22 protein-coding genes are annotated in these 10,527 nt (G+C 62.3%); all 22 read left to right on the top strand.

What is annotated here, in order from left to right:
• A partial coding sequence (locus NKJ94_RS36140) for an EF-Tu C-terminal domain-related protein (RefSeq protein ID WP_352532397.1) occupies window positions 1–479 on the top strand: 479 nt, incomplete at its 5' end.
• A gap of 63 nt (window positions 480–542) precedes the next feature.
• Complete coding sequence (rpsJ, locus tag NKJ94_RS36135; RefSeq protein ID WP_006205468.1) at window positions 543–851, top strand: 30S ribosomal protein S10; 309 nt, start codon at window positions 543–545, stop codon at window positions 849–851.
• Window positions 852–947: 96 nt separating this feature from the next.
• The gene (gene rplC / locus NKJ94_RS36130) at window positions 948–1,676 is read left to right on the top strand and encodes a 50S ribosomal protein L3 (RefSeq protein ID WP_023675141.1); all 729 of its coding nucleotides are present in this window, start codon (window positions 948–950) and stop codon (window positions 1,674–1,676) included.
• Window positions 1,676–2,296 carry a 50S ribosomal protein L4 gene (gene rplD / locus NKJ94_RS36125; protein ID WP_023675140.1) on the top strand — a complete coding sequence of 207 codons (621 nt, stop codon included), beginning with the start codon at window positions 1,676–1,678 and terminating at the stop codon, window positions 2,294–2,296. The genes rplC and rplD overlap by 1 nt, the downstream gene beginning before the upstream one ends.
• On the top strand, window positions 2,293–2,586 hold the full coding sequence (locus NKJ94_RS36120) for a 50S ribosomal protein L23 (RefSeq protein ID WP_027026959.1): 294 nt from the start codon (window positions 2,293–2,295) through the stop codon (window positions 2,584–2,586). Before rplD ends, NKJ94_RS36120 begins: the two co-directional genes overlap by 4 nt.
• 22 nt (window positions 2,587–2,608) lie before the next feature.
• The gene (rplB, locus tag NKJ94_RS36115) at window positions 2,609–3,442 is read left to right on the top strand and encodes a 50S ribosomal protein L2 (protein WP_023675138.1); all 834 of its coding nucleotides are present in this window, start codon (window positions 2,609–2,611) and stop codon (window positions 3,440–3,442) included.
• Window positions 3,443–3,458: 16 nt separating this feature from the next.
• Entirely contained in the window at window positions 3,459–3,737 is a 279-nt protein-coding gene (rpsS, locus tag NKJ94_RS36110; protein ID WP_006205463.1) for a 30S ribosomal protein S19, read from the top strand.
• Window positions 3,738–3,739: 2 nt separating this feature from the next.
• Window positions 3,740–4,129 carry a 50S ribosomal protein L22 gene (rplV, locus tag NKJ94_RS36105; protein ID WP_006205462.1) on the top strand — a complete coding sequence of 130 codons (390 nt, stop codon included), beginning with the start codon at window positions 3,740–3,742 and terminating at the stop codon, window positions 4,127–4,129.
• Window positions 4,129–4,854: a 30S ribosomal protein S3 gene (gene rpsC, locus NKJ94_RS36100; RefSeq protein WP_095488567.1), complete on the top strand. Its 726-nt coding sequence runs from the start codon at window positions 4,129–4,131 to the stop codon at window positions 4,852–4,854. Before rplV ends, rpsC begins: the two co-directional genes overlap by 1 nt.
• Before the next feature lie 27 nt (window positions 4,855–4,881).
• Entirely contained in the window at window positions 4,882–5,295 is a 414-nt protein-coding gene (gene rplP / locus NKJ94_RS36095; RefSeq protein WP_006205460.1) for a 50S ribosomal protein L16, read from the top strand.
• A gap of 13 nt (window positions 5,296–5,308) precedes the next feature.
• Complete coding sequence (rpmC, locus tag NKJ94_RS36090; RefSeq protein WP_006205459.1) at window positions 5,309–5,509, top strand: 50S ribosomal protein L29; 201 nt, start codon at window positions 5,309–5,311, stop codon at window positions 5,507–5,509.
• A gap of 11 nt (window positions 5,510–5,520) precedes the next feature.
• A complete protein-coding gene (rpsQ, locus tag NKJ94_RS36085; protein WP_023675136.1) occupies window positions 5,521–5,760 on the top strand; it encodes a 30S ribosomal protein S17 in 240 nt (79 codons plus the stop codon).
• An 83-nt stretch (window positions 5,761–5,843) separates the two neighbouring features.
• Complete coding sequence (rplN, locus tag NKJ94_RS36080; RefSeq protein WP_006205457.1) at window positions 5,844–6,212, top strand: 50S ribosomal protein L14; 369 nt, start codon at window positions 5,844–5,846, stop codon at window positions 6,210–6,212.
• A gap of 12 nt (window positions 6,213–6,224) precedes the next feature.
• Window positions 6,225–6,539, top strand: coding sequence for a 50S ribosomal protein L24 (rplX, locus tag NKJ94_RS36075; protein ID WP_254817150.1), 315 nt, complete (start codon window positions 6,225–6,227; stop codon window positions 6,537–6,539).
• On the top strand, window positions 6,532–7,110 hold the full coding sequence (gene rplE, locus NKJ94_RS36070) for a 50S ribosomal protein L5 (protein WP_008875670.1): 579 nt from the start codon (window positions 6,532–6,534) through the stop codon (window positions 7,108–7,110). Before rplX ends, rplE begins: the two co-directional genes overlap by 8 nt.
• Window positions 7,111–7,137: 27 nt before the next feature.
• Window positions 7,138–7,443, top strand: coding sequence for a 30S ribosomal protein S14 (gene rpsN / locus NKJ94_RS36065; protein WP_352532394.1), 306 nt, complete (start codon window positions 7,138–7,140; stop codon window positions 7,441–7,443).
• Window positions 7,444–7,455: 12 nt separating this feature from the next.
• The gene (gene rpsH / locus NKJ94_RS36060) at window positions 7,456–7,854 is read left to right on the top strand and encodes a 30S ribosomal protein S8 (protein ID WP_006205453.1); all 399 of its coding nucleotides are present in this window, start codon (window positions 7,456–7,458) and stop codon (window positions 7,852–7,854) included.
• A 90-nt stretch (window positions 7,855–7,944) separates the two neighbouring features.
• Entirely contained in the window at window positions 7,945–8,478 is a 534-nt protein-coding gene (gene rplF / locus NKJ94_RS36055; RefSeq protein ID WP_352532392.1) for a 50S ribosomal protein L6, read from the top strand.
• An 87-nt stretch (window positions 8,479–8,565) separates the two neighbouring features.
• A complete protein-coding gene (gene rplR, locus NKJ94_RS36050) occupies window positions 8,566–8,925 on the top strand; it encodes a 50S ribosomal protein L18 (protein WP_023675132.1) in 360 nt (119 codons plus the stop codon).
• Window positions 8,926–9,079: 154 nt separating this feature from the next.
• On the top strand, window positions 9,080–9,643 hold the full coding sequence (gene rpsE / locus NKJ94_RS36045) for a 30S ribosomal protein S5 (RefSeq protein ID WP_006333394.1): 564 nt from the start codon (window positions 9,080–9,082) through the stop codon (window positions 9,641–9,643).
• Between the two features lie 24 nt (window positions 9,644–9,667).
• Window positions 9,668–9,865, top strand: coding sequence for a 50S ribosomal protein L30 (gene rpmD / locus NKJ94_RS36040; RefSeq protein ID WP_006205449.1), 198 nt, complete (start codon window positions 9,668–9,670; stop codon window positions 9,863–9,865).
• A gap of 22 nt (window positions 9,866–9,887) precedes the next feature.
• On the top strand, window positions 9,888–10,361 hold the full coding sequence (rplO, locus tag NKJ94_RS36035; protein WP_023717522.1) for a 50S ribosomal protein L15: 474 nt from the start codon (window positions 9,888–9,890) through the stop codon (window positions 10,359–10,361).
• Window positions 10,362–10,527: the final 166 nt, after the last annotated feature.

The raw sequence follows: 10,527 nt of genomic DNA, 5'->3' as shown, positions 1-10,527 counted from the left end.
TCGTCAAGGTCGGCGAGGAGCTGGAGATCATCGGCATCCGTCCGACCACCAAGACGACCTGCACGGGCGTCGAGATGTTCCGCAAGCTGCTCGACCAGGGCCAAGCCGGCGACAACATCGGCGCGCTGCTGCGCGGTGTCGACCGTGAAGGCGTCGAGCGCGGCCAGGTTCTGGCCAAGCCGGGCACCGTCAAGCCGCACAAGAAGTTCGTGGCCGAAGCCTACATCCTGACCAAGGACGAAGGCGGCCGTCACACGCCATTCTTCACCAACTATCGTCCGCAGTTCTATTTCCGCACGACGGACGTGACCGGCATCGTGTCGCTGCCGGAAGGCACCGAGATGGTGATGCCGGGCGACAACATCACGGTCGATGTCGAGCTGATCGTGCCGATCGCCATGGAAGAGAAGCTGCGCTTCGCCATCCGTGAAGGCGGCCGCACCGTCGGTGCCGGCATCGTCGTCACCATCAAAGAGTAATTTGGACTTAAACCGATCTGTCGCGGGCGCTGCCCGCGCCGCGCCAGAACAAGGAAGTGACGCATGAACGGACAGAATATCCGCATCCGCCTGAAGGCGTTTGATCACCGGGTGCTCGACGCCTCGACACGGGAAATCGTGTCGACCGCCAAGCGCACCGGCGCCAACGTCCGCGGCCCCATTCCGCTGCCGACGCGGATCGAAAAGTTCACGGTCAACCGGTCGCCTCACGTCGACAAGAAGAGCCGCGAGCAGTTCGAGATGCGCACGCACAAGCGTCTGCTCGACATCGTCGACCCGACCCCGCAGACGGTCGACGCTTTGATGAAGCTCGACCTGGCCGCCGGTGTCGACGTCGAGATCAAGCTCTAAGGAACCAGAGGTCAGCGGGGCGACCCGGAACTCTGAAGGAACAAGAGGCGTGGAGGGGCGACAGCCCCGACAGGGAACTCTAAAGGAATTGAACCGATGCGTTCAGGTGTGATTGCAAAGAAGGTGGGAATGACCCGCATCTACAACGATGCCGGGGAACATGTTCCCGTCACTGTTCTCCAGATGGAGAACTGCCAGGTCGTGGCGCAGCGCACGCAGGAGAAGAACGGCTATACCGCCGTCCAGCTCGGCGTTGGCCTTGCCAAGGTGAAGAACACGTCGAAGGCGATGCGCGGCCATTTCGCGACCGCTTCCGTCGAGCCCAAGGCCAAGGTTGCCGAGTTCCGCGTCTCCGCCGACAACATGATCGATGTCGGCGCCGAGATCACCGTCGAGCATTTCGTCGTCGGCCAGAAGGTCGATGTGACGGGAACCACGATCGGCAAGGGTTTCCAAGGCGTCATCAAGCGGCACCACATGGGTGGCGGCCGCGCGACGCACGGCAACTCGGTGTCGCACCGTACACACGGCTCGACCGGCCAGCGCCAGGATCCGGGCAAGGTGTTCAAGGGCAAGCATATGGCCGGCCACATGGGCGACACCCGCGTCACCACACAGAATGTCGAGGTCGTCTCGACCGACGCCGATCGCGGCCTGATCCTGATCCGCGGTGCGGTCCCGGGTTCGAAGGGTGCATGGATCCTGGTCCGCGACGCGGCCAAGGTGGCGCTACCGGCCAATGCGCCGAAGCCCGCTGCGATCCGCGCCGTTGCGACCGATGGTGCCGCCACGAACGAGGCCCCGGCCACAGAGGGAGCGGAATAATGGATCTCAAGATTACGACGCTTGGCGGCAAGGACGCCGGCAAGCTGAAGCTCTCCGAAGAGATTTTCGGCCTTGATCCGCGCGAGGACATCCTGCAGCGCGTCGTGCGCTGGCAGCTTGCCAAGAAGCAGCAGGGCACACACAAGGCCAAGGGTCGCGCGGAAATCGCCCGCACCGGCGCCAAGATGTACAAGCAGAAGGGTACGGGCCGCGCCCGTCACCATTCGGCTCGCGCTCCGCAGTTCCGCGGCGGTGGCAAGGCCCACGGCCCGGTCGTGCGCAGCCACGAGCACGATCTGCCGAAGAAAGTGCGTGCGCTCGGCCTCAAGCATGCCCTCTCGGCCAAAGCCAAGAGCGCGTCGATCATCATCATCGACGAGCTGAAGCTGACCGAGGCCAAGACCAAGGCGCTGATCGCGAATTTTGCGACGCTGGGCCTGAGCAACGCCCTGGTGATCGGCGGCGCCGAGCTTGACAAGAATTTCAAGCTGGCGGCGACCAACATCCCGAACATCGACGTGCTGCCCATTCAGGGCATCAACGTCTACGACATTCTGCGCCGCGGCACGCTGGTCCTTTCCAAGGCCGCCGTCGAGGCTCTCGAGGAGCGCTTCAAATGACCGACCTTCGTCATTACGACGTGATCGTCTCGCCGGCGATCACCGAAAAGTCGACCATGGCTTCCGAGCAGAACCAGGTCGTCTTCAACGTAGCCAAAAAGGCATCGAAGCCGGAAATCAAGGCCGCCGTCGAAGCGCTGTTCGGGGTCAAAGTGACGGCCGTGAACACGCTTGTCCGCAAGGGCAAGATCAAGCGCTTCCGCGGCACGATCGGCCGCCAGAGCGACGTCAAGAAGGCGATTGTGACGCTGGCCGAAGGCCAGTCGATCGACGTCGCGACGGGTCTCTGAGCAAGGTCGCGAGGACAGAACGATGGCACTGAAAAAATTCAACCCGGTAACTCCGAGCACCCGCCAGCTGGTCATCGTCGACCGTTCGGGCCTCTATAAGGGCAAGCCCGTCAAGGGCCTGACCGAAGGCCTGACCAAATCGGGCGGCCGCAACAATTACGGCCGTATCACGGCCCGCTTCATCGGTGGTGGTCACAAGCGCACGTACCGCATCATCGACTTCAAGCGCCGCAAGTTCGACGTCGTCGGCACGGTCGAGCGTATCGAATACGATCCGAACCGCACCGCCTTCATCGCGCTGATCAAGTATGACGATGGCGAGTTGTCCTACATCATCGCCCCGCAGCGTCTGGCTCCCGGCGACAAGATCGTGGCCGGCGAATCGGTCGACGTGAAGCCGGGTAACGCGATGCCGCTGGCTTCGATGCCGGTCGGCACGATCGTCCACAATATCGAGCTGAAGCCCGGCAAGGGCGCTCAGGTCGCTCGTTCGGCCGGTGGCTATGGCCAGCTTGTCGGCCGCGACCAGGGCATGGCGATCCTGCGCCTCAACTCGGGTGAGCAGCGTGTCGTTCACGGCTCTTGCATGGCCACCGTCGGTGCCGTGTCCAACCCGGACCACGGCAACATCAATGACGGCAAGGCTGGCCGCACCGTGTGGCGTGGCAAACGTCCGCACAATCGCGGTGTGACCATGAACCCGGTCGACCATCCGCATGGCGGCGGCGAAGGCCGCACCTCGGGTGGCCGCCATCCGGTTTCGCCCTGGGGCAAGCCGACCAAGGGCAAGAAGACGCGGTCCAACAAGGCGACCGACAAGTTCATCCTGCGCTCGCGCCATCAGCGCAAGAGCTAAGAAGAGGTAACGCCAAGTGACTCGTTCGATTTGGAAAGGCCCCTTCATCGACGGCTACCTTCTGAAGAAGGTGGACAAGGTTCGTGAAGGTGGTCGCAATGAGGTGATCAAGATGTGGAGCCGCCGCTCCACCATCCTGCCGCAGTTCGTCGGCTTCACCTTCGGTGTCTACAACGGCCAAAAGCACGTTCCCGTCTCGGTGAACGAGGACATGGTCGGTCACAAGTTCGGTGAATTCGCTCCGACCCGGACCTATTACGGTCACGGCGCGGATAAGAAGGCGAAGAGGAAATAATCATGGGCAAGGCCAAAGCTCCGCGCAGGCTTGCTGACAACGAAGCGCGCGCCGTGTTGCGCACGATCCGTATCAGCCCGCAGAAGCTGAACCTGGTTGCCGCGCTGATCCGCGGCAAGAAGGTCGCGACAGCGCTTTCCGACCTCGAATTCTCGGCCAAGCGGATTTCCGGCACGGTCAAGAAGACGCTGGAATCGGCGATCGCCAACGCGGAAAACAACCACGACCTCGATGTCGATGCGCTGATCGTGGCGGAAGCCTATGTCGGCAAGTCGATCGTCATGAAGCGGTTCCATGCCCGTGGCCGTGGTCGCGCCAGCCGTATCGAGAAGCCGTTCTCGCACCTCACGATCGTTGTTCGTGAAGTCGAAGAAAAAGGGGAGGCCGCATAATGGGCCAGAAAGTCAATCCGATCGGTCTGCGTCTCGGCATCAACCGTACCTGGGATTCGCGCTGGTTCGCGAACACCGGCGAGTACGGCAAGCTGCTGCACGAGGACATCAAGATCCGCAAATATCTTGAGAAGGAACTCAAGCAGGCTGCGATCTCGAAGGTCGTGATCGAGCGTCCGCACAAGAAGTGCCGCGTCACCATCCATGCGGCGCGTCCGGGCCTGATCATCGGCAAGAAGGGCGCCGACATCGAGAAGCTTCGCAAGAAGCTGATGGAGATGACGAAGTCCGAGACGCATCTGAACATCGTCGAAGTGCGCAAGCCGGAGATCGACGCGACCCTGGTCGCCCAGTCGATCGCCCAGCAGCTCGAGCGCCGCATCGCGTTCCGCCGCGCCATGAAGCGCGCCGTCCAGTCGGCGATGCGCCTCGGTGCCGAAGGCATCCGCATCAACTGCGCCGGCCGTCTCGGCGGCGCCGAGATCGCGCGCATGGAATGGTACCGCGAAGGCCGCGTGCCGCTGCATACGCTACGCGCCGACGTCGACTACGGCACGGCCGAGGCGCATACGGCGTACGGCATCTGCGGCGTCAAGGTCTGGGTGTTCAAGGGCGAGATCCTCGAACACGACCCGATGGCTTCGGAGCGCCGCGCCACCGAGGGCGATCATGCGCATGGCGGTGGTGGTGAGCGCGAACGCGGTCGCCGTCGCGAAAACGCGTAAGACAGTTAGGAATTTGGAGTTAGAACGATGCTGCAGCCAAAGCGCACAAAATTCCGCAAGCAGTTCAAGGGCCGCATCCACGGTACCGCCAAGGGCGGCACCAACCTGGATTTCGGTGGTTTCGGGCTGAAGGCGCTTGAGCCGAACCGCGTCACCGCACGCGAGATTGAGGCGGCCCGCCGCGCGATCACCCGCGAGATGAAGCGCGCCGGCCGCGTCTGGATCCGTATCTTCCCGGACGTGCCGGTGACGTCGAAGCCGACCGAAGTCCGCATGGGCAAGGGCAAGGGCGCGGTCGATTACTGGGCGGCGCGCGTCAAGCCGGGTCGCATCATGTTCGAGATCGACGGTGTCAACGAGGAAACCGCCCGTGAGGCGCTGCGTCTCGGCGCGGCCAAGCTCTCGGTCAGGACGCGCTTCGTACAGCGCATCGCAGAATAAGGACGGGCTGATCATGAAAGCCGAAGACATCCGGACCAAGACCCAGGACCAGCTGACCGACGATCTGGCCAGCCTGAAGAAGGAGCAGTTCAACCTGCGCTTCCAGAAGGCCACCGGCCAGCTCGAGAAGACCGCGCGCGTGAGGCAGGTCCGCAAGGACATTGCGCGTATCAAGACCATCGCTGCGGAAAAGTCCGCGGCTAAGAAGGCTTAAGGACGAAAACCATGCCAAAGCGCATTCTGCAGGGCACCGTCGTCAGCGACAAGAACGAGAAGACGGTTGTCGTCAAGGTCGAACGGCGCTTCACGCATCCCGTGATGAAGAAGACCGTGCGCATGACCAAGAAGTACAAGGCGCACGACGAGAACAACGCCCACAAGGTCGGCGATCAGGTGTTCATCCAGGAATCGAAGCCGATTTCCAAGGACAAGCGCTGGGTCGTGGTGTCTTCGGACCAGGCCTGATCAGGGCGAACGAAAACGAATTTTGGACAGACCGGGGAAGGGTGAGAAACCCATCCCGTTAGAAAAGAAGAAGGCGGCCAGTCATGATTCAGATGCAAACAAACCTCGACGTCGCGGATAATTCCGGCGCCCGTCGTGTCATGTGCATCAAGGTGCTGGGCGGCTCGAAGCGGAAATACGCTTCCGTGGGCGACATCATCGTGGTGTCGATCAAGGAAGCCATCCCGCGCGGCCGCGTCAAGAAGGGCGATGTGATGAAGGCGGTCGTGGTTCGCACGGCCAAGGACATCCGCCGCCCGGACGGCAGCGTGATCCGTTTCGACAAGAACGCAGCCGTTCTCGTCGACAACAAGAAAGAGCCGATCGGCACGCGTATCTTCGGACCGGTTCCGCGCGAACTCCGCGCCAAGAACCACATGAAGATCATCTCGCTCGCGCCTGAAGTGCTGTAAGGAGCTGGACCAATGCAAAAGATTAGAAAAGGCGACAAGGTCGTCGTGCTGGCCGGCAAGGACAAGGGCCGTTCGGGCGAAGTCCTCTCGGTACAGCCGAAGGACGACACCGCGCTGGTGCGCGGCGTCAACCTGATCCGTCGTCACCAGAAGCAGTCCCAGTCCCAAGAGGGCGGGATCATCACCAAGGAAGCGCCGATCCAGCTGTCGAACATCGCGCTGGCCGACCCCAAGGATGGCAAGCCGACCCGCGTCGGCTTCATCTTCCAGAAGGACGGCAAGAAGGTGCGCGTCGCCAAGCGCTCGGGAGAAGTCATCAATGGCTAAGGCTCAAACCAAGCAGGCAACTGCCCAGAACACGCCGCGCCTCAAGCAGGTCTACAACGAGACCATTCGCAAGGCGCTGCAGGAGCAGTTCGGCTACGAGAACGAGATGCAGGTTCCGCGCATCGACAAGATCGTGCTGAACATGGGCGTCGGCGAGGCGACCGGCGATTCGAAGAAGCCTTCGATCGCGGCGGAAGACCTTGCGATGATCGCCGGCCAGAAGGCCGTCGTCACCCGCGCCCGCAACTCGATCGCCGGCTTCAAAGTCCGCGAAAAGATGCCGATCGGCGCCAAGGTCACGCTGCGCAAGGAACGCATGTACGAGTTCCTCGATCGTCTCGTGAACATCGCACTGCCGCGCGTCCGCGACTTCCGCGGGCTCAACCCGAAGAGCTTTGATGGCCGTGGCAACTATGCCATGGGCATCAAGGAACACATCGTGTTTCCGGAGATCAACTACGACAAGGTTGATCAGATCTGGGGCATGGACGTCATCGTTTGTACGACTGCGAAGACGGACGACGAAGCCAGGGCATTGCTCAAGGCCTTCAACTTCCCCTTCCGCCAGTAACGGCAGCGAGAAAAGGAAAAATCTGAAATGGCAAAGACCAGCTCAGTCGAGAAAAACAACAGGCGTCGCAAGCTTGCGGACCAGTTCGCTGCCAAGCGCAAGGTGCTCAAGGCGATCATCATGGATCAGTCCAAGCCGATGGAAGAGCGCTTCCGCGCCCAGCTGAAACTTTCGGCGATGCCGCGCAACTCGGCCAAGACCCGCATCCGCAACCGCTGCGAAGTCACCGGACGTCCGCGTGCCTATTATCGCAAGCTCAAAGTATCGCGCATCGCGCTTCGTGATCTCGGCAATAACGGCCAGATCCCGGGCCTGGTCAAGTCGAGCTGGTAAGGAGGACATAACATGTCATTGAGCGATCCTCTCGGCGATATGCTGACCCGCATCCGCAACGCGTATGGCCGCAAGAAGTCGAGCGTTTCGACGCCGGCCTCGCGCCTGCGTACCCGCGTCCTCGACGTGCTGAAGGCTGAAGGCTATATCCGCGATTACAGCCAGACCGACTTCGACAACGGCAAGTCCGAAATCGAGATCGAGCTGAAGTATTTCGACGGTGCGCCGGTGGTGCGCGAAATCGCCCGTGTCTCGAAGCCGGGCCGCCGCGTCTACGTTTCGGCCAAGTCGATCCCGCACGTCGCCAACGGCCTCGGCATCGCCATCCTTTCGACGCCGAAGGGCGTGATGGCCGACCACGAAGCGCGCGAACAGAATGTCGGCGGGGAAATCCTCTGCCAGATCTTCTGATCTGACGTGTGACCCCAGTTGGAATCCGGTTTTCGGGATCAAGTCCCGAAAACCGAGACCTGAAACAAGAGAAGTGACGAGGACAACAAAATGTCTCGTATTGGAAAGAAACCCGTTTCGCTGCCGCAGGGCGTGACCGCGACCGTCAACGGCCAGACCGTGACGGCGAAGGGCCCCAAGGGCGAGCTGAAGTTCGTGGTGAACGACGAAGTGCTGGTCAAAATGGAAGGCAGCGAGATCGCTGTCCAGCCGCGCGACCAGACCAAGACCGCCCGCTCCAAATGGGGCATGTCGCGCACGCAGATCGTCAATATCCTGCAGGGCGTCAAGGACGGCTTCGAAAAGAAACTCGAGATCACCGGCGTCGGCTATCGTGCCGCCATGCAGGGCAAGAACCTGCAGCTGGCGCTCGGCTTCAGCCATGACGTCGTCTACGAAACGCCGCAGGGCGTGACGATTTCGGTGCCGAAGCCGACGGAAATCACTGTGATCGGCATCGACAAGCAGCAGGTCGGACAGGTTGCCGCCGAGATCCGCGAGTATCGCAGCCCCGAGCCCTACAAGGGCAAGGGTGTCCGCTATGCTGGCGAGAAGATCGTCCGCAAGGAAGGCAAGAAGAAGTAATTTTAACGCCGCGGGGAGCGGTCGCGGGAGGCGCTTCGCCTACCGCATATGGCGGCCCCCGTTTTTTGAAGGCAAGGAACTGATATCATGGGCTCGAAAGAATCCACCCAACGCCGCGCTCAGCGCGTCCGCCGCCAAATCAAGAAGGTCGCCGGCGATCGTCCGCGCTTGTCGGTCCACCGCACGTCGAAGAACATCTACGTCCAGGTGATCGATGACGCCAAGGGCCACACCATCGCCGCTGCTTCGACGCTCGAGAAGGAGCTCAAGGGTTCGCTCAAGACCGGCGCCGACACCGCGGCCGCAGCTGCGATCGGCAAGCTGATCGCCGAGCGCGCCTCGAAGGCCGGCGTCAAGGAAGTCGTCTTCGACCGTGGCGCCTACATCTATCACGGCCGCGTCAAGGCGCTGGCCGAGGCTGCCCGTGAAGGTGGTCTGAGCTTCTAAAGCATGATCCCGAACCGAAGGTCAGGGCAGCAAAAAGTTGCAGACTTTTCGGATAAGATCATGCGAAGGAAAAATAGTTTTCGCCCCCGGCGACCCACAGAGGCGCCGGATCTCATCATCAACCGTGCTTCCGGAAAAAAACAAGGAACAGGATATGGCACAGGAACGTAGGGATGGCGGCCGCGGCCGTGATCGCGAAGAGCGCGACGACGGGATGGTCGACAAGCTCGTCCACATCAACCGTGTCGCCAAGGTCGTCAAGGGCGGCCGGCGCTTCGGCTTTGCAGCACTCGTCGTCGTCGGCGACCAGAAGGGCCGCGTCGGCTTCGGTCACGGCAAGGCGCGCGAAGTGCCGGAAGCGATCCGCAAGGCGACCGAATCGGCCAAGCGCGACATGATCTTCGTGCCGCTGCGCTCGGGCCGCACGCTGCACCATGACGTCGAGGGACGCTGGGGCGCGGGACGCGTTCTGCTGCGCGCCGCCAAGCAAGGTACCGGCATCATCGCCGGCGGCCCGATGCGCGCCGTCTTCGAGACGCTCGGCATGCATGACGTGGTCGCCAAGTCGATGGGTTCGTCGAACCCCTACAACATGGTTCGCGCCACTTTCGACGCGCTGAAGAGCCAGATGCATCCGAAGGATGTGGCTGCTGCGCGCGGTATCAAGTATTCGACCCTTCAGGCCCGCCGCGGCACCGCCGTTGCGGCTGAAGAATAGTCGACGCTGACCAGGGATCTGACCATGGCCAAGAAAGCAACCAAGACCATCACCGTCGAGCAGATCGGTTCGCCGATCCGCCGGCCGAAGGAGCAGCGCGCGACGCTGGTCGGCCTCGGCCTCAACAAGATGCACAAGCAGCGCACGCTGGAGGATACGCCCTCCGTGCGCGGCATGATCGCTGCCGTCCAGCATCTCGTCCGCGTCGTGGACGAGGGCTGAACCAGAGCGCAGGAGAACCCAGATGAAACTCAACGATCTGCGTGACAAGGACGGCGCGACGCATTCCAAGAAGCGTCTTGGCCGTGGCATCGGTTCCGGTTCGGGCAAGACCGCCGGTCGCGGCGTCAAGGGCCAGAAGGCGCGCTCCGGCGTCGCCGTCAACGGCTTCGAGGGTGGCCAGATGCCGCTCTACCGCCGCCTGCCGAAGCGCGGCTTCAACAATATCTTCGCCAAGAGCTTCACCGTCGTGTCGCTGGCCCGCATCCAGGCCGCGCTCGATGCCAAGAAGCTCGACGCTAAGACAGTTGTGACGGCCGAGGCGCTGGTTGCGGCCGGCGTCATCCGTCGCGTCAAGGACGGCGTGCGCATCCTCTCGGACGGCGACATCAAGGCCAAGCTTGCCTTCGACGTTGCCGGTGCTTCCAAGGCCGCGGTCGAGAAGATCGAAAAGGCCGGCGGTTCGGTGAAGCTGCCTGAGAAGGCAGCCGCCGAGTAACGGCAATTTGAAGCACGGTCGGCAAAGGTGGAATTCGGTTTTGCCTGCGGTCGTGCTTTGATCCGACAGATGTGGCGGGGGCCGGGACCCGGCCCCGGGGGGCGTTTGGGGGGGGGGCGGGTTTAGGGGGGGGTAGGGTGGGGCGCGCCCCCGCCGGGCGGGGGGG

The sequence above is a fragment of the Mesorhizobium sp. M0060 genome, from assembly GCF_040323155.1.
Taxonomy (GTDB): Bacteria; Pseudomonadota; Alphaproteobacteria; order Rhizobiales; family Rhizobiaceae; genus Mesorhizobium.
This window is presented reverse-complemented; position numbering and strand designations above follow the sequence as displayed.

Bases quoted from the DNA above. Each gene is read 5' to 3' on its own strand.
- rplN (WP_006205457.1), top strand. From the start codon at position 5,844: ATGATTCAGATGCAAACAAACCTCGACGTCGCGGATAATTCCGGCGCC.
- rplD (WP_023675140.1), top strand. From the start codon at position 1,676: ATGGATCTCAAGATTACGACGCTTGGCGGCAAGGACGCCGGCAAGCTG.
- rplC (WP_023675141.1), top strand. From the start codon at position 948: ATGCGTTCAGGTGTGATTGCAAAGAAGGTGGGAATGACCCGCATCTAC.
- rplF (WP_352532392.1), top strand. From the start codon at position 7,945: ATGTCTCGTATTGGAAAGAAACCCGTTTCGCTGCCGCAGGGCGTGACC.
- rplX (WP_254817150.1), top strand. From the start codon at position 6,225: ATGCAAAAGATTAGAAAAGGCGACAAGGTCGTCGTGCTGGCCGGCAAG.
- NKJ94_RS36120 (WP_027026959.1), top strand. From the start codon at position 2,293: ATGACCGACCTTCGTCATTACGACGTGATCGTCTCGCCGGCGATCACC.
- rpsC (WP_095488567.1), top strand. From the start codon at position 4,129: ATGGGCCAGAAAGTCAATCCGATCGGTCTGCGTCTCGGCATCAACCGT.
- rplR (WP_023675132.1), top strand. From the start codon at position 8,566: ATGGGCTCGAAAGAATCCACCCAACGCCGCGCTCAGCGCGTCCGCCGC.
- rplO (WP_023717522.1), top strand. From the start codon at position 9,888: ATGAAACTCAACGATCTGCGTGACAAGGACGGCGCGACGCATTCCAAG.
- rpsJ (WP_006205468.1), top strand. From the start codon at position 543: ATGAACGGACAGAATATCCGCATCCGCCTGAAGGCGTTTGATCACCGG.
- rpsN (WP_352532394.1), top strand. From the start codon at position 7,138: ATGGCAAAGACCAGCTCAGTCGAGAAAAACAACAGGCGTCGCAAGCTT.
- rpsH (WP_006205453.1), top strand. From the start codon at position 7,456: ATGTCATTGAGCGATCCTCTCGGCGATATGCTGACCCGCATCCGCAAC.
- rplB (WP_023675138.1), top strand. From the start codon at position 2,609: ATGGCACTGAAAAAATTCAACCCGGTAACTCCGAGCACCCGCCAGCTG.
- rplE (WP_008875670.1), top strand. From the start codon at position 6,532: ATGGCTAAGGCTCAAACCAAGCAGGCAACTGCCCAGAACACGCCGCGC.
- rplP (WP_006205460.1), top strand. From the start codon at position 4,882: ATGCTGCAGCCAAAGCGCACAAAATTCCGCAAGCAGTTCAAGGGCCGC.
- rpsE (WP_006333394.1), top strand. From the start codon at position 9,080: ATGGCACAGGAACGTAGGGATGGCGGCCGCGGCCGTGATCGCGAAGAG.
- rpmD (WP_006205449.1), top strand. From the start codon at position 9,668: ATGGCCAAGAAAGCAACCAAGACCATCACCGTCGAGCAGATCGGTTCG.
- rpsQ (WP_023675136.1), top strand. From the start codon at position 5,521: ATGCCAAAGCGCATTCTGCAGGGCACCGTCGTCAGCGACAAGAACGAG.
- rpmC (WP_006205459.1), top strand. From the start codon at position 5,309: ATGAAAGCCGAAGACATCCGGACCAAGACCCAGGACCAGCTGACCGAC.
- rplV (WP_006205462.1), top strand. From the start codon at position 3,740: ATGGGCAAGGCCAAAGCTCCGCGCAGGCTTGCTGACAACGAAGCGCGC.